This window comes from Aequorivita aurantiaca (assembly GCF_030410135.1).
GTDB lineage: Bacteria > Bacteroidota > Bacteroidia > Flavobacteriales > Flavobacteriaceae > Aequorivita > Aequorivita aurantiaca.
In genome coordinates, this window is the sequence record NZ_JAUGQQ010000001.1 from 143,605 (window position 1) to 166,941 (window position 23,337).

Consider the following 23,337-nt stretch of genomic DNA (forward strand, 5'->3'; position numbering starts at 1 on the left):
TTAACTAGTAATGACATTTCCATATAAAAATTCAGCAATATTTTATGAAACTTTTGGAACGGGTTCGGCGATCGTCCTTTTGCACGGATTTTTGGAAAGTTCCACTATGTGGAAACCTTTGATTCCGCAGTTATCCGAGAAAAATTTTGTAATCACTTTAGATTTTCCGGGTCACGGAAAGAGCGGGATTTTATCCGAAACCCATTCCATGGAATTGATGGCGGAAGTTGTGGAGACAATACTTCAACATTTGCAAATTTCCTCAGCAACTTTTATCGGCCACTCGATGGGCGGTTATGTTACCCTGGCCTACGCCGAATTGTTTTCTGAAAAAGTTGAAAAAATAATTCTGTTAAACTCCACTCCCGCCGCCGATTCAGAAGAGAGAAAGGAAAACCGCAACCGCTCCATTGATATTGTGGGCAAGGTTCCGGAAGCGTATATCAGCATGGCAATCGGGAATCTGTTCTCGGAAAGCAGTCGGGAAAAATTTGTTTTGGAAATAGAGGCATTAAAACAGGAAGCCTTTTTATTTCCCGTGGACGGAATTCTGGCAGCCATAAAAGGTATGCGCGATCGAAGGGATAGAACCGAAGTGTTGAGGAATTTTAAAAAGGAAAAATATATGATCTTGGCGGAAGAAGATCCTATTTTGCCCGTTTCGGAAGCGGTTAAATTGGCGGAGTACTGTGGGTGTATCGTAAAAAGAATTGACGGCGGCCACATGAGTTTGATTGAAAATGTTGGAGCAGTTAAAGATTATCTACTTTTTATCGGTTAATATTTGCACTTTACCCAATTATTTGTTAATATTGGTTAACCAACCCAATTAATTTTAACACAGATGGATAAAGTTATGCCCCAAAACAGACCTCCAATCCTAAGCCTTATTTGCACCGCCTTTGGCCACGACTACATCGTTACCCGAAAAATCACGGACCATATTAGTGAATATAAATGTGCGTGTTGCGGAAAGGAAGTTTCCAACAGCTATTCCGGAAAGTTTGAATTGCTCACCCGTAAGCAACGCGAAATAAACGAGTGTCTATCCTTGTTTTTTATTAAAAAGAACAGACTATCCGTTCACTAAAAAGGATCTATTCTATAAGTTTCTTCCCTTATAATTAAGGGTGAAGCTTATTTTTTTCTTTTTAAAAAAATTTACTCCTCATTCTTCAACGCATTCCAGCCTCGGGCTACCATGGGTATTTTTGTTCCCCCACGGGTAATTAAGTGTATGCCTTCCTTTTCATTTGTAATATGACCAATTACGGTTAAGTGAGGATTGGCTTTGATTTTTGGATAATCGTCCGTACTGATCGTGAAAAGCAGCTCATAATCTTCCCCTCCGCTTAAGGCTATCGTGGTACTGTCCAAATTAAATTCTTCACACGCGGAAATAACCTGCGGATCGAGCGGTATTTTTTCCTCATATAAACTGCAGCCAACCTTTGAATTTTTACAGATATGAATTATTTCCGAAGAAAGTCCGTCGCTAATGTCGATCATCGCAGTAGATTTTACTTCTAGCTCAGCCAATAATCTTGAAATATCCTTTCGCGCTTCCGGTTTTAATTGCCGTTCCACCAAATAGGAATACGGCTCTAAATCTGGCTGTGAATTGGGGTTCACCTTGAATACTTCCTTTTCCCGTTCCAAAACCTGCAGCCCCATATATGCCGCGCCCAAATCGCCGGTCACGACCAATAAATCATTTTCCTTGGCGCCACTTCTGTATACGGCTTCTCCCTTGTTCACTCTTCCAACCGCGGTAACGCTTATCAACAACCCAGTGGTTGAGGAGGTAGTGTCTCCCCCAATCAAATCGACCTTATAGATTTCAGCGGCAGCACGAATTCCCTCATACAGCTCTTCCAAAGCTTCCACGGGAAATCTGTTCGAAACCGCAATGGACACTGTAATTTGCGTAGGCTCGGCGCTCATAGCATAAACATCCGAAAGATTTACGATTATTGACTTATAGCCCAAATGCTTTAGCGGCATATAGCTTAAATCGAAATGGACGCCTTCCAAGAGAAAGTCGGTAGTAATAACAAGTTCCTGATTGGAATCGCAGGAAATTACCGCGGCATCGTCGCCAATGCCTTTGATGGTAGAGTTCTGTTTTATTTTGAAATTTTTGGTGAGGTGGTCAATGAGGCCGAACTCACCCATACTTCCAATACTTGTAGTGGAATCATTTTTGTTTTCGAACATGAATTTATTGCTTGTAGATTGGTTGGCAAATTTACAGCTTCACTTGGACATACCGAAACGTACCTTTTCAAAACTACGCTCATAAATTACAGGGAAGCACACTAATATTTAACCTTTTACGTTTGTTTCTTAAGTTGTAAAATAGTTACATTTGGCATCCTTTTAACATAATTCACTTCGCAATGAAAAGATTTTTACCTCTAGTTACTTTATTTATTAGTTCTTTCGTTTTCGCCCAAACACCCTGTATTAATGGTACGGCAGGGCAATATCCCTGTGAAGGGTTGGACCTTATGTCGCGTATCACATTAAACACCTTTGGCTCTGATAGAGGGAATGACTCTTGGGGCTGGACAGATCCGCAGGATGGCAAAGAATATGCTATTATGGGGTTGGGCAACGGAACCGCATTTGTTGATATTACTGACCCCGTAAACCCAATTTATCTTGGCAAACTACCTACCCATACCGATTCCAGTACGTGGAGAGACATTAAAGTTTATAACAATTATGCCTTTATTGTAAGTGAGGCCAGTGGTCACGGAATGCAAGTTTTCGACCTAACGCGTTTGCGATCTGTTAGCAACGCCCCCGAAACGTTCACCGAAGATGCGCATTACAATGGCTTTGGGCATTGCCATAATTTAGTAATCAATGAAGAAACAGGCTTTGCATATGCCGTAGGCACCAGTACCTTTGGCGGCGGGCCTCACTTTGTGAATATTCAAAATCCGTTAAGCCCTACGGCGGCTGGGGGCTTTGGCTCAGACAACTATTGCCATGACGCCCAAGTTGTAATTTATGATGGACCCGACGCGGACTACGCCGGTCGCGAAATATTTTTCGGTAGCAATGAGGATCGTGTATCCATTGTTGATGTAACCGACAAAAATAACCCCATCGGCATCTCCAACGGATTTTACGGAAGTATAGAATATACCCACCAAGGATGGCTTACCGAAGATAAGCGCTACTTTATAATTGGTGACGAATTGGATGAATCAGCCTTCGGGTTTAACACACGAACCATCATTTTTGACGTAAGCGATCTTGACAATCCAGTGGTTCATTTTGAATACGAAGCCGACCAGGAAGCAATCGACCATAACGGTTATGTGCTTGGGAATGACTTCTATCTTTCCAGCTACCGCGCTGGTCTAAGAATTCTTGACATAAGCGATATTGAAAATGGAAACATGGCGGAAACTAAATATTTTGACACCTATCCTGGAAGCGATTCCGCTAATTTTGACGGTGCCTGGAGTGTTTATCCATTTTTCGCAAGCGGAAACATCGTGATCAGCGATATTAACAGAGGCTTGTTTATAGTTCGCGACGCTCTTTTAGGCTTAAACGAGGCTACTGTTTCAAGTTTTGCTTTGTATCCAAATCCTGCTAAAAATATAGTTACAGTTAGTTCTAAAATAGATCCTTTGGAAAAGATAGAAGTGTTTAATGTTCTTGGCCAAAAGGTGATGGATTTGAATTTTGTCAATACCCTTTCAGAAAATATTGATATTTCCAAACTTCAAACGGGAATGTATGTACTAAAAATCAATGCTTCAACAACCAAACGTTTGTTAGTAGATTAATATAAATAATTTATCCTGTATGCAATTTTTAATGTCCCCAAAAACAAAGGTATTTTCACTCCTACTATCCTTCTCATTCCTTCTTTTTTCCTGTGGAAAAGATGATAGCCCAACACCAGAGGAAGAGGAAGAAGAAATTCTGGGCACTTTGGAAACGGTGAAAACGTATGGTGGAAGCGGGATAGACGAAGCCATTTCAGTTGTGGAAGCGGCGGATGGCAATTATATGGTTTTCGGAACAACCCGAAGTATGGATGGAGACCTCGCCGGAAGAAGCGGCAATGACAGTGACTATTGGTTGCTCAAAGTTTCCAAGACAGGAGAAATAATTTGGAACAAAACCTATGGCGGCACCGATGATGAAAGCGCTTCACGAATTACTGCAACAAATGATGGTGGTTACCTGCTAAGCGGCTACACTACCAGTAACGACGGCGATGTTTCAGGAAATGAAGGATTTCAGGATTATTGGATAGTGAAAATTAATGCTTCCGGAAATATACAATGGGACAAAAATTTCGGCTTTGCCGGGAGTGACCAAGCATACAAAGCATTCCAAACTTCGGATGGCGGCTACTTTATTACCGGATTTTTCGACGTATCCGCCAGCGGTGGTGCCGGAAATGATGCCCACACCCAAACGGGGAACGAATTTCAACGAGGCACGCTCCATGGTGTTGGGGAGTTTTGGGGCATAAAGCTGGATGCAAACGGCTCCAAACAATGGAGGCGCTATTTTGGAGGCAGCAATAACGACAGAAGCTATGATGCCCACGAAACGGCTGACGGAGGGTTTTTAATGACCGGCACCTCAGAGAGTATAGATTTCGATAAAACAGATCCCAAAGGAAGCTATGATTATTGGGTCGTAAGGCTCACTTCTACGGGAGAATTGGTTTGGACCAAATCCTTTGGTGGCGCAGAGATAGATAATTCATACGCCTCAATTATCGCAAACGATGGAAATTACATTATGGTGGGCGACTCGCGAAGCGCGGATCAAGATGTTACCGATCCCCGCGGAAATGCTGATGCCTGGCTGGTAAAATTTGATGACAATGGCAACAAAATATGGCAAAAATCCTTCGGCGGATCGCAGTTTGATACGGCCCACAGCATAGTCCAGCGCAACAATGGCGACTTTATCCTTTCTGGCCACAGCCGTAGTAATGACGGGGATTTACAAAGTAATAACGGCTATAACGATGCGTGGATATTTGTTGTTGATGCAAACGCGAATTTAAAATTTCAGAAAAGTGTTGGTGGCAGCGGCCTGGATTTTGTTTCCGAAGCAATCGAAACCTCCGACAATAAAATTATAGCCGTCGGCAATAGTGAAAGTAATGATCTGGATATTCCCACCAATAGGGGATCAAAGGATTTTTTGTTTATTAAAATAAAATAAAAATTTAACCCCCTTAATTTATATGAAAAAATTAGCTCTATTGTTTGCTATGGCAGTGATCATAATTTCCTGCGGCAATGATGATGATGCGCAACCAGAAGTTCTGGGCTGTACGGATGCAACCTCCATTAATTATAATCCATCGGCCACAATAGATGATGGATCATGCGTTTACAATAAAAACATCACCTTTAATTTCAGCCAAAATTGGGATGGCCAATCCGTGAGCGTGGCAGATTTTAACAATACTTTATATACCAATGAATTCGGAAACAAATTGAATATTTCCAAACTACGGTATTTAATTTCCAGAATTTCTCTTAAAAGAGCTGACGGCACCACCGTTGACTTTGAAGAATATAACCTTATTGATGTTGAAGATTCCACTACGGTATTTTTAGCGCCGGCAATGATGGCAACAACTGGGGACTATACTGGCATTTCTTTCATTTATGGTTTTAATGAAGAAGATAATATAAGTGGTGAATATCCGGATCTGAATGCTGCTAATTGGAATTGGCCCGATATGCTCGGAGGGGGTTATCACTTCCTGCAAATGGAAGGCAGCTATGATGATGTTAATAATATGCCGCAACCCTATGCATACCATAACGGCACTGCCCGCGTGAGCGAAGGTGTTTTTGAACAAACTTACATTACCTTCAATTTCAATCAAAACTTCACCATCACCGAAGATGCAAACATTGAAATTAAAATGAACATCGCAGAATGGTACAAAAATCCCTACACTTGGGATTTAAATGATCTCGATACCGATTTAATGATGAATTACGAAGCGCAAATGCATATGTACGAAAATGGACCCACTGTTTTTAGCATAGGTTCAATTACGCAATAACACCGCTATAATGAAGAAATGGTCAGAGAATATAACAAGAACCTGCATAGTAGGATTGGCAATCGGCTTTATGGCTGCCTGTTCTTCCAATGATTCCGATCCTGTTGAACCAATTGGGGAAAATGAGGAATATATTCCTACCCCAAAAGCTTTGACCATTCCTCCCATTTTTCAACAATTATTGCCGCCACCCTACATTCCGGCGGATAATCCACAAACTGTGGAAGGTGTAGCCTTGGGAAGGAAATTATTTTACGATCCCATCCTCTCCGGTGATGGAACACAGGCTTGTGCCTCTTGCCATCAACCCGCAAATTCCTTTTCAGATTCCAGAAAGCTAAGCATAGGTATTGACGGATTTGAAGGCATCCGCAACTCAATGCCAATTTATAATATGGCTTGGAATACCAATGAAAAATTCTTTTGGGACGGCCGAGCTGTTGGTTTAGAATTACAATCATTAGATCCTGTTACAAATCCCGTAGAAATGCACAATACCTGGGAAAACGCCGTAGCGAGTCTTCAAGGCGATACTGCCTATCCCGAACTTTACCTAAAGGCATTCGGCACCAGCATAATTACGAAGGAATTAACGGCAAAAGCAATTGCTCAGTTTGAACGTACCTTTATCTCCGCCAATTCTCCTTTTGACCGCTACTTGATGGGAGAAAACACCCTCACCCAACAAGAAATTAATGGGTTTGCCATTTTTATGGATGAAGCTCGTGGCGACTGTTTCCACTGCCACGGCAATGAATTTAACCCATTATGGACGGATAACGCCTTTCACAACAACGGTCTGGACGCGATCATTACTGACAAAGGATTGGGCAATGTTTCCGGCGACCCAAATGATGATGGAAAATTTAAATCGCCTTCTCTACGCAATCTAGCCTATACCGCGCCATATATGCACGACGGACGTTTCGCAACTTTAGATGATGTAATAAACCACTATAGTGAAGGTCTTGTATATTCCCGAACCATTGACCCCTTAATGAAGGCAGTATCACGAGGAGGCGTGCAATTAACGGAATCGGACAAGTCAGATTTGAAGGCTTTCCTTCTTTCGCTGTCGGATTCTTCGTTTATTACAAATCCAGATTTACAGGATCCCAATTAATCTGCAACCGTTTTTCTAACTACTTTCCTTTTCTCAAAAACCGGTGCTGTTAATTATTTTCTAAAACCAAAATCCTATTGGTTTAAAGTCCCGCTTTGCTATGGTTAAAAATTCTATTTGATGTATCTTTGCCGTCTAATTTAGAATTAATCTATATATGATTAAAGTAAGTGAAAACGCAAAAACCAAAATAGCGCAACTTATGGCTGAAGAAGGCTATAATATTGCTGTTGATTATGTTCGCGTAGGCGTAAAAAGTGGCGGATGTTCCGGTTTAAGTTATGAACTTAAATTTGATCACAGCCTGGGCGAAAATGATAAACTATTTGAAGAAGAAACCGTAAAAATTGCCGTGGACAAAAAAAGCTTTCTTTATTTGATAGGGACTACCCTCGAATACAGCGGAGGCCTAAACGGAAAGGGATTTGTTTTCAACAATCCCAATGCAAACCGCACCTGTGGCTGCGGGGAATCTTTTTCACTTTAAATATTAATGACGATGAGTAAGTACACAGAGGATGATTTAAAAAAAGAATTGGAAACCAAGGAGTACGAATATGGTTTCTATACAGATATAGAGTCCGAAACCTTTCCGGCCGGATTGAATGAGGACGTTGTTCGCGCTATTTCCAAAAAAAAGGAAGAGCCCGAATGGATGACTGAATGGCGTTTGGAATCTTTTAGATATTGGCTGGAAATGATTGAGCCAGATTGGGCAAATGTGCATTACACAAAACCCAATTTTCAGGACATTTCCTATTATTCCGCTCCCAACAAAAAACCGAAATATGACAGTATTGATGAGGTAGACCCGGAACTATTGGACACCTTCAAAAGACTGGGAATCTCGTTGGACGAACAAAAAAAACTTGCCGGAGTGGCTGTGGATATTGTGATGGACTCAGTTTCGGTAGCCACGACTTTCCAAAAAACTTTAGCCGAAAAGGGAATTATATTCTGCTCCATTTCCGAAGCAATCAAGAAACATCCCGAATTGGTAAAAAAGTATCTGGGCACCGTTGTACCACAACGCGATAACTTTTATGCGGCGCTTAACAGCGCGGTATTCAGTGATGGTTCCTTCTGCTACATTCCAAAAGGCGTTCGATGCCCGATGGAACTTTCCACTTATTTCAGAATAAACCAAGGTGGAACCGGACAGTTTGAAAGAACCTTGGTGATTGCTGACGAGGGAAGCTACGTAAGCTATCTAGAGGGATGCACCGCCCCAAGCCGTGACGAAAACCAATTGCATGCCGCAGTGGTGGAACTGATTGCCTTGGACAATGCAGAAATTAAATACTCTACAGTACAAAACTGGTACCCCGGCGATAAAGAAGGCCGTGGCGGGGTATATAATTTTGTTACAAAAAGGGGCGTCTGCGAAAAGAATGCAAAAATTTCATGGACGCAAGTAGAAACCGGAAGCGCGGTAACTTGGAAATATCCAAGCTGTGTACTGAAAGGCGATAATTCCATAGGCGAATTTTATTCAATTGCGGTAACCAATGATTATCAGCAGGCCGATACGGGCACAAAAATGATCCACATAGGCAAAAACACCCGTAGCACCATTATTTCCAAAGGAATATCTGCGGGAAAATCGCAAAATAGTTATCGAGGTTTGGTGAAAATTATGCCGAATGCAGACAACGCGCGAAACTTTTCACAATGTGATTCCTTATTGATGGGCAACAATTGTGGCGCCCACACTTTTCCATATATTGAAGCGAAAAACAAGACCGCCCAAATAGAACACGAAGCCACCACAAGCAAAATTGGCGAAGACCAGATTTTCTATTGCAACCAAAGGGGCATAGATACCGAGAAGGCAATTGCCCTGATAGTGAACGGTTTTAGCAAGGAAGTTTTAAATAAATTGCCGATGGAATTCGCAGTAGAAGCCCAAAAATTATTGGAAATAAGTCTGGAAGGATCGGTAGGTTAACACTTTGGAACTAACAAATCTCAATTATAATCTTAATAGCATTTTATGAAAAAAATCATTTTGTTGTTTATGCTTTCAGCAGCAATTTTTTCCTGTAAAAATTCAGAGGATAAAAACAAGGAAACCCAAGAAGTAACTTCGGAAATTACAGAAAAATCAAGGGCCTACAAAGGAGAATTCCTGAATGCCGATGGTGCAATGGTGTTTATGGGTCCAAATTTTATATATGCCGTAAAAAGGGATATAATGTCTGAAGGTCTCTCAAAACAGGTTGCCCCCATTAAAAAGAATGAACAGGATATGGTGGGTGTAATAATTAAAGGAACTATAAGCAAAAACACCGAGAAAGAGAGCGAATGGGAAGAGATGATAACCATCACCGAAATAATGAGGGTAGATGATAAGCCATCTGAAGTAGACATAAAATTAAACGAATCAGAAAAGAAGAATTAAAATGTTAAAAATTAAAGATTTATACGCAGGACGCGAAGGAAAAGATATTCTTCAAGGCATTAATCTTGAAGTAAAAGCAGGCGAAGTCCACGCAATAATGGGTCCGAACGGCTCCGGAAAAAGCACCTTGGCATCAGTGGTGGCAGGCAAAGAAGAGTATGAAGTGAGCCGTGGCTATATTACTTTTGAAAATCAAGACATATCTGAACTAGATCCAGAGGAAAGAGCCCACAAAGGCATTTTTCTCTCGTTCCAATATCCGGTAGAAATACCCGGAGTATCAGTGACGAACTTCATTAAAACGGCTATTAATGAAACCCGTAAGGCCCATAAAATGGATGATATGCCCGCCACCGATATGCTCAAAATGATAAAAGAAAAGGCAGATATGCTTGAAATAGACCGCAAATTTCTTTCCCGTTCGCTAAATGAAGGGTTTTCCGGCGGCGAGAAAAAACGAAACGAAATTTTCCAAATGGCAATGTTGGAACCCAAATTGGCCATTTTGGATGAAACCGATTCCGGTCTTGACATTGATGCCCTTAAGGTTGTGGCCAATGGCGTCAATAAATTAAGAAGTGCGGACAATGCCGTGGTTGTTATAACCCACTACCAGCGACTTCTAGATTACATAGTCCCGGATTTTGTCCACGTTTTGATGAACGGAAAAATAGTAAAGTCCGGAGGCAAGGAATTGGCCTATGAACTCGAAGAAAAGGGTTACGACTGGATTAAGGAAGAATTGGTTTAAACAATTCAAAATTCAAAATTTAAATTTCGAGGTAAGCTTGAATTCTGAATTTTGAATTCTGAATTCTGAATTGAAAAAAATGAGTTTTAAAGACAAATTATTATCATCATATATTGCCCTCGAAGATTACTTGGAGTTTGATTCGCCATTGCATGATGTCCGAAACAATGCCATCAAAATTTTTGAGGAAAAAGGATTTCCAACAAAAAAGGAAGAAGCCTGGAAATACACATCGCTGAATTCCTTGTTGAAAACGGATTACAGCATCCTCTCAAACAAGGAACGAAATGTTGAACTTAAAAACGTACGAAAATATTTCCTTCAGGAAATTGACACTTACAAACTGGTTTTTGTAGACGGAGTTTACAACTCATTTCTTTCCGAAACCACCCACGATTCGCTGGATGTTTGCCTAATGTCCGCCGCATTGAACAAAAGCAAGTACAAACAAATTATTGAAACCTATTTCAATAAAGCCGCAAAGAGTGATAGTCTGACCGCCCTAAATACCGCATTTACGAAGGAAGGTGCCTACATCCACATTCCAGCGCACAAGGAGGTGGAAAAGCCAATTGAGATTATCAATTTTTCCACCGGAAATGAGGCCGCGATGTTTCTTCAGCCCCGAAATTTAATTGTTGTGGGCGAAAATGCACACGTACAAATTATTGAGCGCCACCAAAGTTTATCGAGCAATGAGGTTTTAACCAATTCGGTGACAGAGATTTTTGCGGAAAAAAGAGCCTATGTTGATTACTATAAAATCCAAACCGATGAAGCAACCGCTTCGTTGATTGACAACACCTATATTTCGCAGCAACGCGATACTGTTTGTCGGGTACATACCTTTTCCTTTGGTGGAAACTTGGTTCGCAACAACCTCAACTTCTATCAAAATGGGGAAAATTGCGATTCTACTCTAAAAGGAATTACCATTTTGGAAGGAAAACAGCACGTGGACCATAACACGTTGGTGCACCACATTGCGCCAAATTGCGAAAGCCACCAAGATTACAAAGGTCTGTTTGCCGAATCATCCACAGGGGTCTTCAACGGCAAAATTGTTGTTGAGAAAGATGCCCAAAAAACTGATGCCTTTCAACAAAACAATAATATTCTAATTGACGATAAAGCTACAATCAACGCCAAACCACAGTTGGAGATTTTTGCTGACGACGTAAAATGTTCCCACGGTTGTACTATTGGCCAGTTTGATGAAGATGCACTGTTTTATTTGCGAAGCCGCGGAATTGGTTTGAAGGAAGCACGCGCTTTATTGATGTACGCCTTTGCAAACACCGTTTTAGAAAGCGTGAAAATTCCAGAATTGAAAGTGCGCATCAACAAATTAATTGCCAATAAAATTGGGGTTAGTCTGGGTTTTGAGCTTTAAAAAGCTATCAAGAATTCAACAATAATTCGATTATTCGTAGTATAAACTAAACTCGAATTTCAAATCTATATATTTAAAAATGTCCCTCAACATCCAAAAAATACGTAACGATTTCCCAATCCTTTCCCGAAAGGTAAATGGCCATCCGTTGGTGTATTTGGACAATGCCGCAACTTCGCAAAAACCGCAACAGGTTATTGATTGTATTGTGGATTATTACAGCAATTACAACGCAAACATTCACCGTGGTGTACATACTCTTTCGCAAGAAGCCACGGATGCATATGAAGCTGCGCGAAAAAAAATACAAACTCACTTCAACGCGAAGCAGTCCTATGAAATTATTTTTACCGCAGGCACAACCCACGGAATAAATTTGGTAGCGAACGGATTTTCGGGAATTTTAAAAAAAGACGATGAAATTCTGGTTTCGGCAATGGAGCACCACAGTAATATCGTGCCATGGCAAATGCTTTGTGAACGTTCGGGTGCCATTTTAAAAGTGATTCCGATGAACGAGGAAGGCATATTGGTTTTTTCGGAATATGAGAAATTGCTTTCGGAAAAAACGAAATTGGTTTTCGTTAATCATATTTCCAACGCATTGGGCACCATAAACCCTATCGCAGAAATTATAGACAAAGCACACAAAGTAGGAGCGGCCGTACTTATTGACGGCGCACAGGCTTGTTCGCACATTAAACCAGATTTTCAAAAGTTGGATGTAGATTTCTACGTAACCTCTGCCCACAAAATGTGCGGGCCAACGGGCGTGGGCATTCTATATATGAAAGAGGATTGGGGCAACCTGCTTCCACCCTACCAAGGCGGCGGCGAAATGATTGCCGAAGTAACTTTCGAAAAAACAACTTATGCAACCCTACCGCATAAATTTGAGGCCGGCACCCCAAATATTTGTGGCGGCATTGCCTTTGGTGCCGCAATTGATTATTTAAATGCAATTGGTTTTGAAGCAATTGAGGCATACGAAAATGAACTTTTGAAATATGCTACTGAAAAACTATTGGAAATTGAAGGCCTTAAAATTTACGGTACGGGCCCCGATAAAACTTCGGTTGTTTCCTTTAATATTGAAGGAATTCACCCGTATGATATTGGAACAATTGTGGATAAACTCGGCATTGCCGTTCGCACAGGACATCATTGTGCCCAACCCATAATGGATTTTTACAAAATTCCGGGCACGGTACGCGCATCCTTCGCTTTTTACAACACCTTGGAAGAAGTGGATGCTTTGGTGAATGCTGTCAAAAAAGCTAAAATGATGTTAAGCTGAACCCACTCGTTCACCTAAAATTTGAACTTTGAAGAAATTAATTCTAAATAAAACACAATGAAATTACTGGCCACATTATCTATTCTCATTTTCAGTATAATTTTCACAAGTTGTGACGAAACCAAAAAAGTGATTGACGTTGCAGGAAACGTTCAGCTAACCGGCAATTACACAGTTACCGCAATGAATGGTAAAAAATTAGACATTAAAAAAAATCCGACCTTTTCACTATCCGCCATCGATAATTCTTTCAAAGGAACCACAGGATGCAACAGCATTTTCGGCAATTATACCTTGGATTTATATGCCATTAATTTTGAAAAGCTGGCCGTAACCGAAATGTATTGTGAAGAAAAAGAAATTATGAAAACGGAACGAGATTTTTTAGACGCCCTGAACAACACTGGTTCGTATGCTTTGGAGAACAATGTCCTTACCCTTTATTCGAAGAACGACCGAAGCGTGTTGCTGAGCGCAAAAAAGGAGGCGGGTAATTAAAAAACCAAATATGTCAATTGAAGTAATACAAGAAGAGTTGATTGATGAATTCTCCATGTTCGACGACTGGATGCAGCGGTACGAATATATGATAGAGCTCGGCAAATCACTTCCCTTGATTGATCAAAATTTAAAAACCGATGATAAGCTCATAAAAGGCTGCCAGAGCAAGGTGTGGCTACATTCTGAAATGAGGGATGGGAAAATAGTGTATACGGCGGACAGTGACGCTATCATCACCAAAGGTATAGTTGCAATTTTGGTACGAGCATTTTCAAACCAAAAACCACAGGCCATACTCAATGCGAAAACAGATTTTATTGATGAAATTGGCCTGAAGGAACACCTCTCGCCCACCCGCGCAAACGGATTGGTTTCAATGATAAAGCAAATGAAATTATATGCCTTGGCATACCAAACACAACTTTAAAAAACAATAAAAATGGAAGCAGAAACCGAAATAGACATGGCCGAACTTGGCGAAAAAATAATAGAGGTAATAAAAACCATTTATGATCCGGAAATTCCCGTAGATATTTACGAGCTCGGACTTATATATGATGTATTTATTAACGAAGATCGCGAGGTGAAAATATTGATGACCCTAACAACACCGAATTGCCCCGTTGCCGAAAGTTTGCCACTGGAAGTTGAGGAAAAGGTGAAATCAATGAAAATGGTTACGGATGCCGAAGTGGAAATAACCTTCGATCCGCCGTGGAGCCAAGATTTAATGAGCGATGCAGCCAAGCTGGAATTGGGGATGCTTTAAGAGGGAAACCAATTGCTGTGGGTTTCAATCTTAAAGCAAAACTTGAATACTACCTAACTCTCAACACCTAAGTCCTAATTTTAAAAAACAACCCAAAAAACAAGTGTCCGAAGAAATTATAAATCGCGTAGCGAACAGTAAATTGATGACCTTCGATTTGGAGCAGATTTATCCCAAAGGCGAAAGGATTTTCTTTGACATTTCGCAATGGCTGTTGGAAGGCATTGTGCTACGGGAAAAGGATTTTCGTGAAAACGCCGTTGCGCACGATTGGCGTCAGTATGAAGATAAATTTGTTGCGCTCCATTGCAGTACCGATGCCATTGTTCCGGGGTGGGCATATTTACTTTTATCGCTCCATTTAGCACCTTTCGCAAAAAAAGTGACCGTTGGTACTTTGGAAGAATTGGAAAGCGTTCTTTTTGCTGAATTGCTTCAGAATTTGGACCTTTCAGAATTTGAAAATAAACCGGTTATTATAAAAGGTTGTGCCCACAAACCCATTCCGCAGAATGCTTATGTACTTTTGGCGCAAAAACTACAGCCCCTTGCAAAAAGCATAATGTATGGCGAGGCCTGTTCCTCGGTGCCACTGTACAAAAAAAGATGATTGGTAAGACATTATTACAAGCATTGATTTTGGCGAAATCCATCCATTTAATTGAAATACTACCTATTTTTGATAAAAACTAATCCCGTTTAAAAAATGAAAAAACTTCTACTTCTTGCAGTACTTTTCGCTGCACCGATGCTAATTTCAGCCCAGGAAGAAACTCCAAAAGATTCTATCCAAAATGGTTGGACACGAAGCGGAAACATTTCGTTGTTGTTCAACCAAGCTGCCTTTAACCACGAATGGACCGGTGGCGGCACTTCAAACTATTCGGGAAACCTTTCACTTTCTTATGATTTCAACTATCGGCGCGATAAAATTTCATGGGACAACCGATTGATCGGGGAATATGGAATAACAAAAAATAGGGATGATAAATATTCCCGCAAGACCAACGACCGGCTGGAGTTCAATTCAATTTTGGGAAGACAAATAAAAGAAAGCAACTGGTACGCATCCTTATTTTTAAACTTTAAAACCCAATTTGCGCCGGGTTACGAATTCAATGAAGATCTAACTCCGAATGATGAAGGTTATCGTACTGAAACAACTCATTTTCTTTCACCTGCATATATTCAGTTTGGACCGGGTCTTCTGTGGAAAAAGAATGATAATCTGTACGTGAATATCTCACCCGCAACGGCAAAATTTATTCTTGTAGATAAGGAATTTACGGCTGTTGACGAAACCGTTCCCGGAGCTTTGGACGCTTACAACAAAAACAAATATTTTGGGGTTGATGCCAACAAAACCAGCCGTTTTGAGTTTGGTGCTTCCGTTTCGGCCTATGCCAAATTCAATATCATGGCCAACATATCCGCAGAGAATATTTTAAATCTATATTCCAACTATTTAGAGGATCCTCAAAATGTTGATATTGACTATACTTTTAATCTGGTAATGAACGTGAATAAATATATAACCACCAATGTAACCTTTCAGGCTATCTATGATGACAATGCCGTACAGGGATTCCAAATTCGGGAAGCTTTGGGCGTGGGCTTGACATACGGATTCTAAAATAATAATCTAAAAATTTAAAGACCTGTGAGATTTTTTAAATCACAGGTTTTTTTATGGTATATATAATAGTTGCGATTAATTCACGGTGATCCTGAATTTAAGCGCAAGCGCGCCACCGCTCTCGAGTGACTATGTCAATTGTACAGGCCTTTATAATTATGTCTTTGGGAATTGCTTTGGAACGCCACTCAAGTTTTATGCGGAGGGATTAAAATAGATTAGTCCTCGTCAGTATATTCGTCGTACAGGAAATTGTTGTACGGAAATCGGGTAGTATGTATTTCCCGAACTTTGTCGTAAACCAACTTTCGGAATTCATTAAAATTTTCCCTATTCAGCGCAGAAATGAAAATAGCATCGCCGTTAAGTTTAGCCATCCATGTTTGTTTCCATTCCTCTAAGGTGTAATGGGCCTTGGTTTTTTCAGTCATCAAATCATCCTCTTCAATTTCTTCTGGTTGGTAAGCGTCAATTTTATTGAAAACCATAACAGTCGGTTTGTCCGCACTGCCAATTTCCTCTAGGATTTTATCAACAGAATCAATATGGTGTTCAAAGGATGGATGACTAATATCCACTACGTGTAATAATAAATCTGCTTCCCGAACTTCATCCAAAGTGCTTTTAAATGATTCCACCAATTGAGTGGGTAATTTTCGAATAAACCCTACTGTGTCCGTCAATAAAAAGGGAAGATTTCCAATAACTACCTTACGTACGGTAGTATCAAGGGTAGCAAACAATTTATTTTCCGCAAAAACATCACTTTTGCTTATTACATTCATCAATGTAGATTTTCCCACGTTTGTATACCCAACGAGAGCCACCCGAACTAGTGCGCCCCGATTGCCTCGCTGAACCTCCATTTGCCGATCAATTTTTTTCAATTTATCCTTGAGCAGTGCAATTCGGTCGCGTACAATACGTCTATCTGTTTCAATTTCGGTTTCCCCAGGGCCACGCATACCAATACCCCCACGCTGACGTTCCAAGTGGGTCCACATTCCAGCAAGTCGGGGAAGTAAATATTGGTACTGTGCAAGTTCTACCTGAGTTCGGGCGTAACTGGTTTGGGCGCGCTGAGCAAATATATCCAGAATTAAGTTAGTGCGGTCCAACACTTTGCATTCCAATTCACGTTGAATATTTTTCTGTTGCGCGGGCGAAAGTTCATCATCAAAAATTACGACCCCCACGCCATGTTCTTCAACATAATTTTTTACATCTTCGAGTTTTCCGGTGCCAATGAAGGTTTTTGGATTTGGAACATCCATTTTTTGGGTGAAGCGTTTCAGTACCTCTCCGCCAGCGGTGTATGCCAAAAATTCGAGCTCATCAAGGTATTCTTCCGACTTTTCCTCATCTTGGAATTTTGTGACCAACCCAACCAGTATTGTTTTTTCGTATGAAATGTCCGTTTGCTCTATCATATGTATAGTTAAGTCACAAATGTACAAAACACAATGAAAGCTATTTTTGAAGTTTACATGCAATTAACAAACTTTCGACTTTAAAATACCGTGGAAAATATAGGGCACTGCATTATTTATTTATAAGTATGTACCCGCCAACGTTTCAATCTATTATCCCATAACATTCGCTAAAATATGCGATTTCAAAAAAGGTTAATCGTTTTTGATTTTGGAACATATCGCTGAAATTTTATATATTTCGATGTTAATTAAAAGTTAACGCAGCTATTTTAGATAACCATCAACAAAAACTTTATGAATAAAAAATTACCCCTCTATTTACAAAGTTGTCACCATTTTTTAAAACGCAACTTTAAACAGCACGCCTTCACCTTTCTAACTTTTTTGCTTCTTTCATTTTCCGCATTTGCGCAGGGCCCTGGATGTCCAAACGTAAATGCCGGGACCGATGTTGAATTGGATTGTGAACCATGTACAAACCTTACAGCTTCCTTTCTCAATACTGGTGAAACTACCAGCTATGCCGTTTCTTCTATACCTTATGATCCGCCTTTTCCCTTTACGGGAGGAACGCCGGTTTCTGTAAATATAGACGACCGCTGGTCTGATGCCATACAACTGCCTTTTGAATTTTGCTTTTTTGGCGAAACCTATTCACAAATGGTTATAGGCTCAAACGCAGTTGTTTCTTTTGATTTGGCGAACAATATCCCAAATACTTCATGCGAATGGGACTTTAGTGAATCCATTCCAAATCCCAATTTATTTTTCACAACTATTTTTGGGCCATATATGGATGTAGATCCTTCCATTGGTGGTTCGGGACAAATTAATTGGACTGTATTTGGAGAATCACCCTGTAGAACAATGGTGGTTAATTTTCCCGATATTCCATATTTTGATTGTAATAATCTTTCCTTAACCTCCCAAGTGGTTATTTACGAAACTACCAATGTGGTTGAGGTTTACGTTCAAGACAGGCCTAATGGTTGCTCATGGAATGACGGCAATGCCGTGCTGGGTATCCAAAACCAAAACGGAACTTTGGGATACACCGCTCCAGGAAGAAATACTGGAGATTGGAGTGCCTCCAACGAAGCTTGGCGGTTTACTCCCAACGGCGTTTCCAACGTTGCCTTTTCCTGGCTGGATGCCTCCGGAACAGTAATTGGAACCGATCCCACAATTAACGTATGCCCTACAGACCAATCAACAACATATACAGCACAGGCTGTTTATACAAATTGTAATGGCGATGTCGTTACCGAAACCGATGAGGTTACCGTAACGCAAATAGGTTCATTTACAGTGGACTTGGGCGACGACCAAGAACTTTGTGAGACCGAAAGCTATGATATTACTGCCGAAATTATTGATGGAAACCCAGCAGAAGCAACTTTTTTATGGAACACGGGCGAAACTACACAAACCATAACCGTCTCCACTTCGGGAACGTATACTGTTGAAGTTACCATTGGCACCTGTACCATTATTGCTTCGGTGGTTATCAACTTTAACGAACTTCCTTTGATAGATTTGGGAGCAAATGTTGAAACCTGTTTTTATGAACCCTTTGTTTTGGATGCCTCTCCTTCAAATTATAATCCTGCCGACGCAACTTATGAATGGAGTTTGGACGGCATTATTCTGGCCGGAGAAACGTCCCCAACTCTTAACGCGACCCAATACGGAATTTATAGTGTATCGGTTTCCGTAGGTGGATGTTTGGGTACGGATGAAGTAACTATTTCGCAGGAACAGATACAAGTTTCTTTGGGAGATGATATTACTACTTGCTTTGTTGAGCCGGTAATTCTAACGGCTGAAGCAACCGATTACGACCCAAACCTTGCTTCGTATGAATGGAGCTTGGACGGCGTTGTACTTGCAGGGGAGACCAATCAAACCCTTACCGCTACAGAGTTCGGTGTCTATAAAGTAAATGTGAGCGTGGGCAGCTGTATTGCCACGGATGAAGCATCCATCGCTCCAAATGATCTTCAAGTTTCTCTGGGCGATGATTTTACATCCTGCTTCGAGATGACCGAAATCCTTACTGCAGAAGCTATAGATTATGATCCAACAATAGCGACCTACCAATGGAAATTAAACGGAGCGATTATAGCAGATGAAACAAACCCAACTTTGGATATCAGCCAGCCAGGCACCTATGTGGTAGAAGTTACTGTAAATTCCTGCACAACAACGGATAGCATTATTGTGGGGCTGGGTAATATTAACGTTAGCGTGAACGAAGATTTCCAAACCTGTTTTGATTCAGAAGTTATTTTAGAGGCAACTCTTGGCAATCCCAATTCCGAAGCAATATACCAGTGGAGCCTTGATGGAAATATTATTGCTGGGGAAACCAATTCCACATTAATAATTACAGAAATAGGAACTTATTCGGTAACCGCAACTGTGGGCAGCTGTACGGCAACGGATAGCGTAACGGTAAATTATAGAGACGATTTAGAAGTAACCTTGGGCGATGATTTTCTAACCTGCGCAAACGAACCGCAAATCCTTACTGCAACAACAATAGAGGAAGGTGCCACCTATCAATGGTTTTTGAACGGAACCATTTTGAATGGAGAAACCGATAGCACCCTGAATTTTATGATACAACCGGGCACCATGGGAACGCAGACCTACACAGTTGTTATCGCTATTGGCGGGTGTTCCGGTACGGATTCAGTTGACATCAATTTATATGCTGTCGGAAATTGTGTAATTTCCGAAGGACTTTCTCCAAACGGGGACGGCTTTAATGATACTTTGGATCTTTCCTTTCTTCATGACAGAACGGGAATCAATAAACTTCAAATTTTCAATAGACTGGGCACACAGGTTTATGAAGCGAACAATTACACCAACCAATGGAGTGGGCAAACCAGTGATGGAAACGAGCTGCCCACAGGAACCTATTTTTATGTAATTGATCTTGCAGGGAATGATACCGTTTATGGCGCTCAGGCCACGGGTTGGATTTATCTTAACCAGAAAGCAAACTAAACCCATTAAATACTTTTTATCAAAATGAAATATCCAAATTCAGTTTACCGATTTAGCGAAAATGAATTACCCGGACATTCCATTTTCAACTCTATAAAATATCATATACAGATGAAAAAACATATATATAGCTTATTAGTATTGATGGCAGTGCTGTTCTTTCAGGAAACCCACGCGCAACAAGACCCGCAGTACACCCAATACATGTACAATATGAACGTAATTAACCCCGCCTATGCGGGATCTAAGGAGAGTTTGTCATTAACGGCACTCTATAGAAACCAATGGTCTGGGATGGAGGGCAACCCGATAACCTTCACTTTTTCGGCAGATTCACCCATTACTGATAAAATAGGTTTGGGCCTTTCTGCAATCAAGGATGAATTGGGCCCCGTGAGTGAAACCAACGTTTATGCAGATTTCTCATACACCCTTCAATTGGGAGGCACAACAAAACTTGCATTGGGTTTGAAAGCCGGCGCCACCTTTCACGAAGTAGGCCTCGCAAATTTGGACTTGCAAGACCCCAACGACCCATTTTTCTCAGAAAATATAAATAATACCTATCCAAATATTGGTGCGGGTGCATTTCTTTACGGCGAAAAATTCTATGTGGGACTATCGGTTCCAAATATGTTGCAATCAGTTCATTTGGATGAAAACGGAATCAAATACGGCTCGGAAACAAACCACTATTTCGCAACAGCGGGCTACGTTTTCCAAGTTTCCGAAAGCTTTAAACTGAAACCTTCCGCAATGGTGAAATCGGCCTTTGATGCCCCGGTATCTTTTGACGTAAACTTAAATGCATTAATGTATGACAGGTTTGAACTGGGCGCATCGTACAGATTGGATGATTCCTTCAGCGGTTTGGTTGGGTTTCAAATTACCCCGAATATCCGCGTGGGCTATGCTTATGACCACGTAACCTCCGACCTAAAAACGGTAGGGCCAGCGTCACACGAAGTAGTGCTCACGTTTGATGTGTTCTTCAAACCACGCGTTTTACGCTCGCCAAGATTCTTCTAATAACCAACCTAATTTCATTTAAGATGAACAAGATATATACATTCCTTTTACTCATAGCGGTCAGCACCACCATGGTTACCGCACAAAACAGTAAAACCAAAAAGGCCGATCAATATTACGACCGTCTTCAATATACCGATGCCGCCGAGGCATATCAAAAACTGCTCAAAAAAGGTGAAGGCAGCACGTATGTTTTCGAACGTTTGGGAAACAGTTATTACTTTATTAATGACACTAAAAAGGCCGAAACCTATTATAAAAGAGTGGTTAAAAGCAAAAACGTGAATCCGGAAACGGTTTACAATTTTGCCCAATCCTTAAAGGCGAACGGCAAATTTGAAGAATACAATACATATATGAAACAGTTTGCGGAAATGGCGCCAACAGATTCACGAGCCGTAGCATTTATGGAGAACCCAGATTATCTTCCTAAAATTATCGATGAAAATGCGCAGCAATATACTGCCACAAACCTAGATGCCCTAAATTCCAAATATTCAGATTTCGGAGGAACGGTTATGGGCAATGAGTTCTATTTTACTTCCGCCAGAAATACAACCCGTAAAAAATACGGCTGGAACGAAGAACCGTTTTTGGATATATATAAAGCTTCAATAATTGGCGGAGTAGAAAAAAATGAAGTACTGCTGAAGGGTGACGTGAATACTAAATATCACGAAAGTACTGTGGCAATAACCGCAGACGGCAAACGTATGTATTTTGACAGAAATGATTTCTTCAACGGAAAATATAAAAAGAGCGAAGAAGGCATCAACGAACTGAATATATATTACGCAGAAAATGTAAATGGGGAATGGGTTAATATTCAACCAGTGCCTTTCAATGATCATCAATATTCCACCAGCCACCCTGCTTTAAGCCCGGACGGAAACACGCTTTATTTCACAAGCGATCGTCCCGGTGGCATAGGAAAGGCTGACATTTATAAAGTTTCCATTTCAAAAGACGGAACTTTTGGAACGCCGGTAAATTTAGGCGACAAAATAAACACCGAAGGAAAGGAAGGATTTCCATACGTTGATGCCAATGGCACCCTATATTTCTGTAGCGATGCACATTTAGGAATGGGCGGTTTGGACGTTTTTGCGGCGGAAGCCAACGCCGACGGTTTCGGAGCGGTAAAAAACCTCGGGTTGGGCGTAAACAGCAGCGAAGATGATTTTGCATTTTCCTATAATCCGGTGACAATGGAAGGATACGTTTCCTCAAACCGAAAAGGTGGAATGGGCAGTGATGATATTTACAAAATCAGAAAAATTGATATTTGTGATGTCACTATAAACGTGATAGTTGTGGATACAACCAATGACGAACCGATACCCAGTGCAAGATTGGACCTTTTTGATGCGCTTGAAAACAAGTTAAAAAGCCAAACCACAAGTACCAACGGCATAGGCTCAATTACAGCGGCCTGTAACCAAGATCACGTAGTTCAAGCCTTTAAAGAGGGTTATGAAAGCAATGCCGAAACGGTCGATTCTTTTAAGGAAGGTCAAAAAAGTATCCGAATCGCACTTAGACCGATTGATGCTATCGTAGATGGGAATTTGGTAAAATTAAATCCAATTCTTTTCGATTTTGATAAACATAATATCAAGCCGCAAGCAGCATTTGAGCTTGATAAATTGGTGGAATTGATGAAGAAAAACCCAGAGATGGAAATAAAAGTTGAAGGCCATACGGACAATCGAGGCACTGACGCATATAATATGGATCTTTCAGAAAGACGTGCAAAAAGTACCGTGCAATATGTTATTTCAAAAGGAATTGCGAAGGACAGAATTAGCGGGGAAGGTTTCGGCGAAAGCAGACCATCCGTGACTTGTGGTGAAAACTGTTCGGAAGCGCAGCATCAACAAAACAGACGTTCAGACTTTATCGTAGTGAAAAAATAA

22 protein-coding genes are annotated in these 23,337 nt (G+C 40.8%); 20 read left to right on the plus strand and 2 right to left on the minus strand.

Annotated features, from left to right (window positions below; genetic code table 11):
• The first annotated feature begins 10 nt into the window (after positions 1 to 10).
• Both QRD02_RS00735 and QRD02_RS00740 read left to right on the plus strand, forming a co-directional pair.
• Positions 11 to 781, plus strand: coding sequence for an alpha/beta fold hydrolase (locus QRD02_RS00735; RefSeq protein ID WP_290252980.1), 771 nt, complete (start codon positions 11 to 13; stop codon positions 779 to 781).
• A gap of 63 nt (positions 782 to 844) precedes the next feature.
• Positions 845 to 1,090 carry a DUF1660 family phage protein gene (locus tag QRD02_RS00740; RefSeq protein ID WP_290252981.1) on the plus strand — a complete coding sequence of 82 codons (246 nt, stop codon included), beginning with the start codon at positions 845 to 847 and terminating at the stop codon, positions 1,088 to 1,090.
• Positions 1,091 to 1,161: 71 nt separating this feature from the next.
• On the opposite strand, the gene thiL is transcribed toward QRD02_RS00740, so the two are convergent.
• Positions 1,162 to 2,217, minus strand: coding sequence for a thiamine-phosphate kinase (gene thiL, locus QRD02_RS00745; RefSeq protein ID WP_290252982.1), 1,056 nt, complete (start codon positions 2,215 to 2,217; stop codon positions 1,162 to 1,164).
• A 182-nt stretch (positions 2,218 to 2,399) separates the two neighbouring features.
• On the opposite strand from thiL, the gene QRD02_RS00750 reads away from it, so the two are divergent.
• From QRD02_RS00750 to QRD02_RS00820, 15 genes are all read left to right on the plus strand, one after another.
• The gene (locus QRD02_RS00750; protein ID WP_290252983.1) at positions 2,400 to 3,809 is read left to right on the plus strand and encodes a choice-of-anchor B family protein; all 1,410 of its coding nucleotides are present in this window, start codon (positions 2,400 to 2,402) and stop codon (positions 3,807 to 3,809) included.
• A gap of 31 nt (positions 3,810 to 3,840) precedes the next feature.
• Positions 3,841 to 5,214 (plus strand): hypothetical protein, encoded by a 1,374-nt coding sequence (locus QRD02_RS00755; RefSeq protein WP_290252984.1) that lies wholly within the window; start codon positions 3,841 to 3,843, stop codon positions 5,212 to 5,214.
• Positions 5,215 to 5,236: 22 nt separating this feature from the next.
• Complete coding sequence (locus QRD02_RS00760; protein WP_290252985.1) at positions 5,237 to 6,073, plus strand: MbnP family protein; 837 nt, start codon at positions 5,237 to 5,239, stop codon at positions 6,071 to 6,073.
• A gap of 10 nt (positions 6,074 to 6,083) precedes the next feature.
• A complete protein-coding gene (locus QRD02_RS00765; RefSeq protein ID WP_290252986.1) occupies positions 6,084 to 7,196 on the plus strand; it encodes a cytochrome-c peroxidase in 1,113 nt (370 codons plus the stop codon).
• 157 nt (positions 7,197 to 7,353) lie between these two features.
• Positions 7,354 to 7,683: a HesB/IscA family protein gene (locus QRD02_RS00770; RefSeq protein WP_290252987.1), complete on the plus strand. Its 330-nt coding sequence runs from the start codon at positions 7,354 to 7,356 to the stop codon at positions 7,681 to 7,683.
• Positions 7,684 to 7,695: 12 nt separating this feature from the next.
• Positions 7,696 to 9,144, plus strand: coding sequence for a Fe-S cluster assembly protein SufB (sufB, locus tag QRD02_RS00775; protein ID WP_290252988.1), 1,449 nt, complete (start codon positions 7,696 to 7,698; stop codon positions 9,142 to 9,144).
• Between the two features lie 45 nt (positions 9,145 to 9,189).
• Entirely contained in the window at positions 9,190 to 9,597 is a 408-nt protein-coding gene (locus tag QRD02_RS00780; protein WP_290252989.1) for a hypothetical protein, read from the plus strand.
• 1 nt (position 9,598) lies between these two features.
• Positions 9,599 to 10,348, plus strand: coding sequence for a Fe-S cluster assembly ATPase SufC (gene sufC / locus QRD02_RS00785; RefSeq protein ID WP_290252990.1), 750 nt, complete (start codon positions 9,599 to 9,601; stop codon positions 10,346 to 10,348).
• 79 nt (positions 10,349 to 10,427) lie between these two features.
• On the plus strand, positions 10,428 to 11,741 hold the full coding sequence (gene sufD / locus QRD02_RS00790) for a Fe-S cluster assembly protein SufD (protein WP_290252991.1): 1,314 nt from the start codon (positions 10,428 to 10,430) through the stop codon (positions 11,739 to 11,741).
• Positions 11,742 to 11,820: 79 nt separating this feature from the next.
• A complete protein-coding gene (locus QRD02_RS00795) occupies positions 11,821 to 13,038 on the plus strand; it encodes an aminotransferase class V-fold PLP-dependent enzyme (protein ID WP_290252992.1) in 1,218 nt (405 codons plus the stop codon).
• 57 nt (positions 13,039 to 13,095) lie between these two features.
• Positions 13,096 to 13,536 carry an META domain-containing protein gene (locus QRD02_RS00800; RefSeq protein ID WP_290252993.1) on the plus strand — a complete coding sequence of 147 codons (441 nt, stop codon included), beginning with the start codon at positions 13,096 to 13,098 and terminating at the stop codon, positions 13,534 to 13,536.
• A gap of 10 nt (positions 13,537 to 13,546) precedes the next feature.
• Entirely contained in the window at positions 13,547 to 13,966 is a 420-nt protein-coding gene (locus tag QRD02_RS00805) for a SufE family protein (RefSeq protein WP_290252994.1), read from the plus strand.
• Between the two features lie 12 nt (positions 13,967 to 13,978).
• Positions 13,979 to 14,308: an SUF system Fe-S cluster assembly protein gene (locus QRD02_RS00810; RefSeq protein WP_290252995.1), complete on the plus strand. Its 330-nt coding sequence runs from the start codon at positions 13,979 to 13,981 to the stop codon at positions 14,306 to 14,308.
• A gap of 103 nt (positions 14,309 to 14,411) precedes the next feature.
• Complete coding sequence (locus tag QRD02_RS00815) at positions 14,412 to 14,918, plus strand: DUF2480 family protein (protein ID WP_290252996.1); 507 nt, start codon at positions 14,412 to 14,414, stop codon at positions 14,916 to 14,918.
• Between the two features lie 96 nt (positions 14,919 to 15,014).
• Positions 15,015 to 15,941, plus strand: a complete 927-nt coding sequence (locus tag QRD02_RS00820) for a DUF3078 domain-containing protein (RefSeq protein WP_290252997.1) — start codon at positions 15,015 to 15,017, stop codon at positions 15,939 to 15,941.
• Positions 15,942 to 16,162: 221 nt separating this feature from the next.
• Here the strand turns inward: QRD02_RS00820 and hflX are convergent, their stop codons facing one another.
• Positions 16,163 to 17,374 carry a GTPase HflX gene (gene hflX / locus QRD02_RS00825; RefSeq protein ID WP_290252998.1) on the minus strand — a complete coding sequence of 404 codons (1,212 nt, stop codon included), beginning with the start codon at positions 17,372 to 17,374 and terminating at the stop codon, positions 16,163 to 16,165.
• Between the two features lie 297 nt (positions 17,375 to 17,671).
• On the opposite strand from hflX, the gene QRD02_RS00830 reads away from it, so the two are divergent.
• The 3 genes from QRD02_RS00830 (at position 17,672) to QRD02_RS00840 (ending at position 23,337) form a co-directional block, all read left to right on the plus strand.
• Positions 17,672 to 20,392 carry a T9SS type B sorting domain-containing protein gene (locus QRD02_RS00830; RefSeq protein ID WP_290252999.1) on the plus strand — a complete coding sequence of 907 codons (2,721 nt, stop codon included), beginning with the start codon at positions 17,672 to 17,674 and terminating at the stop codon, positions 20,390 to 20,392.
• A gap of 111 nt (positions 20,393 to 20,503) precedes the next feature.
• The gene (locus QRD02_RS00835) at positions 20,504 to 21,421 is read left to right on the plus strand and encodes a PorP/SprF family type IX secretion system membrane protein (RefSeq protein WP_290253000.1); all 918 of its coding nucleotides are present in this window, start codon (positions 20,504 to 20,506) and stop codon (positions 21,419 to 21,421) included.
• Positions 21,422 to 21,444: 23 nt separating this feature from the next.
• Entirely contained in the window at positions 21,445 to 23,337 is a 1,893-nt protein-coding gene (locus tag QRD02_RS00840; protein ID WP_290253001.1) for an OmpA family protein, read from the plus strand.

Coding starts and splice junctions, on each gene's coding strand:
- QRD02_RS00735 (WP_290252980.1), top strand. CDS start 11: ATGACATTTCCATATAAAAATTCAGCAATATTTTATGAAACTTTTGGA.
- QRD02_RS00740 (WP_290252981.1), top strand. CDS start 845: ATGGATAAAGTTATGCCCCAAAACAGACCTCCAATCCTAAGCCTTATT.
- thiL (WP_290252982.1), bottom strand. CDS start 2,217: ATGTTCGAAAACAAAAATGATTCCACTACAAGTATTGGAAGTATGGGT.
- QRD02_RS00750 (WP_290252983.1), top strand. CDS start 2,400: ATGAAAAGATTTTTACCTCTAGTTACTTTATTTATTAGTTCTTTCGTT.
- QRD02_RS00755 (WP_290252984.1), top strand. CDS start 3,841: ATGTCCCCAAAAACAAAGGTATTTTCACTCCTACTATCCTTCTCATTC.
- QRD02_RS00760 (WP_290252985.1), top strand. CDS start 5,237: ATGAAAAAATTAGCTCTATTGTTTGCTATGGCAGTGATCATAATTTCC.
- QRD02_RS00765 (WP_290252986.1), top strand. CDS start 6,084: ATGAAGAAATGGTCAGAGAATATAACAAGAACCTGCATAGTAGGATTG.
- QRD02_RS00770 (WP_290252987.1), top strand. CDS start 7,354: ATGATTAAAGTAAGTGAAAACGCAAAAACCAAAATAGCGCAACTTATG.
- sufB (WP_290252988.1), top strand. CDS start 7,696: ATGAGTAAGTACACAGAGGATGATTTAAAAAAAGAATTGGAAACCAAG.
- QRD02_RS00780 (WP_290252989.1), top strand. CDS start 9,190: ATGAAAAAAATCATTTTGTTGTTTATGCTTTCAGCAGCAATTTTTTCC.
- sufC (WP_290252990.1), top strand. CDS start 9,599: ATGTTAAAAATTAAAGATTTATACGCAGGACGCGAAGGAAAAGATATT.
- sufD (WP_290252991.1), top strand. CDS start 10,428: ATGAGTTTTAAAGACAAATTATTATCATCATATATTGCCCTCGAAGAT.
- QRD02_RS00795 (WP_290252992.1), top strand. CDS start 11,821: ATGTCCCTCAACATCCAAAAAATACGTAACGATTTCCCAATCCTTTCC.
- QRD02_RS00800 (WP_290252993.1), top strand. CDS start 13,096: ATGAAATTACTGGCCACATTATCTATTCTCATTTTCAGTATAATTTTC.
- QRD02_RS00805 (WP_290252994.1), top strand. CDS start 13,547: ATGTCAATTGAAGTAATACAAGAAGAGTTGATTGATGAATTCTCCATG.
- QRD02_RS00810 (WP_290252995.1), top strand. CDS start 13,979: ATGGAAGCAGAAACCGAAATAGACATGGCCGAACTTGGCGAAAAAATA.
- QRD02_RS00820 (WP_290252997.1), top strand. CDS start 15,015: ATGAAAAAACTTCTACTTCTTGCAGTACTTTTCGCTGCACCGATGCTA.
- hflX (WP_290252998.1), bottom strand. CDS start 17,374: ATGATAGAGCAAACGGACATTTCATACGAAAAAACAATACTGGTTGGG.
- QRD02_RS00830 (WP_290252999.1), top strand. CDS start 17,672: ATGAATAAAAAATTACCCCTCTATTTACAAAGTTGTCACCATTTTTTA.
- QRD02_RS00835 (WP_290253000.1), top strand. CDS start 20,504: ATGAAAAAACATATATATAGCTTATTAGTATTGATGGCAGTGCTGTTC.
- QRD02_RS00840 (WP_290253001.1), top strand. CDS start 21,445: ATGAACAAGATATATACATTCCTTTTACTCATAGCGGTCAGCACCACC.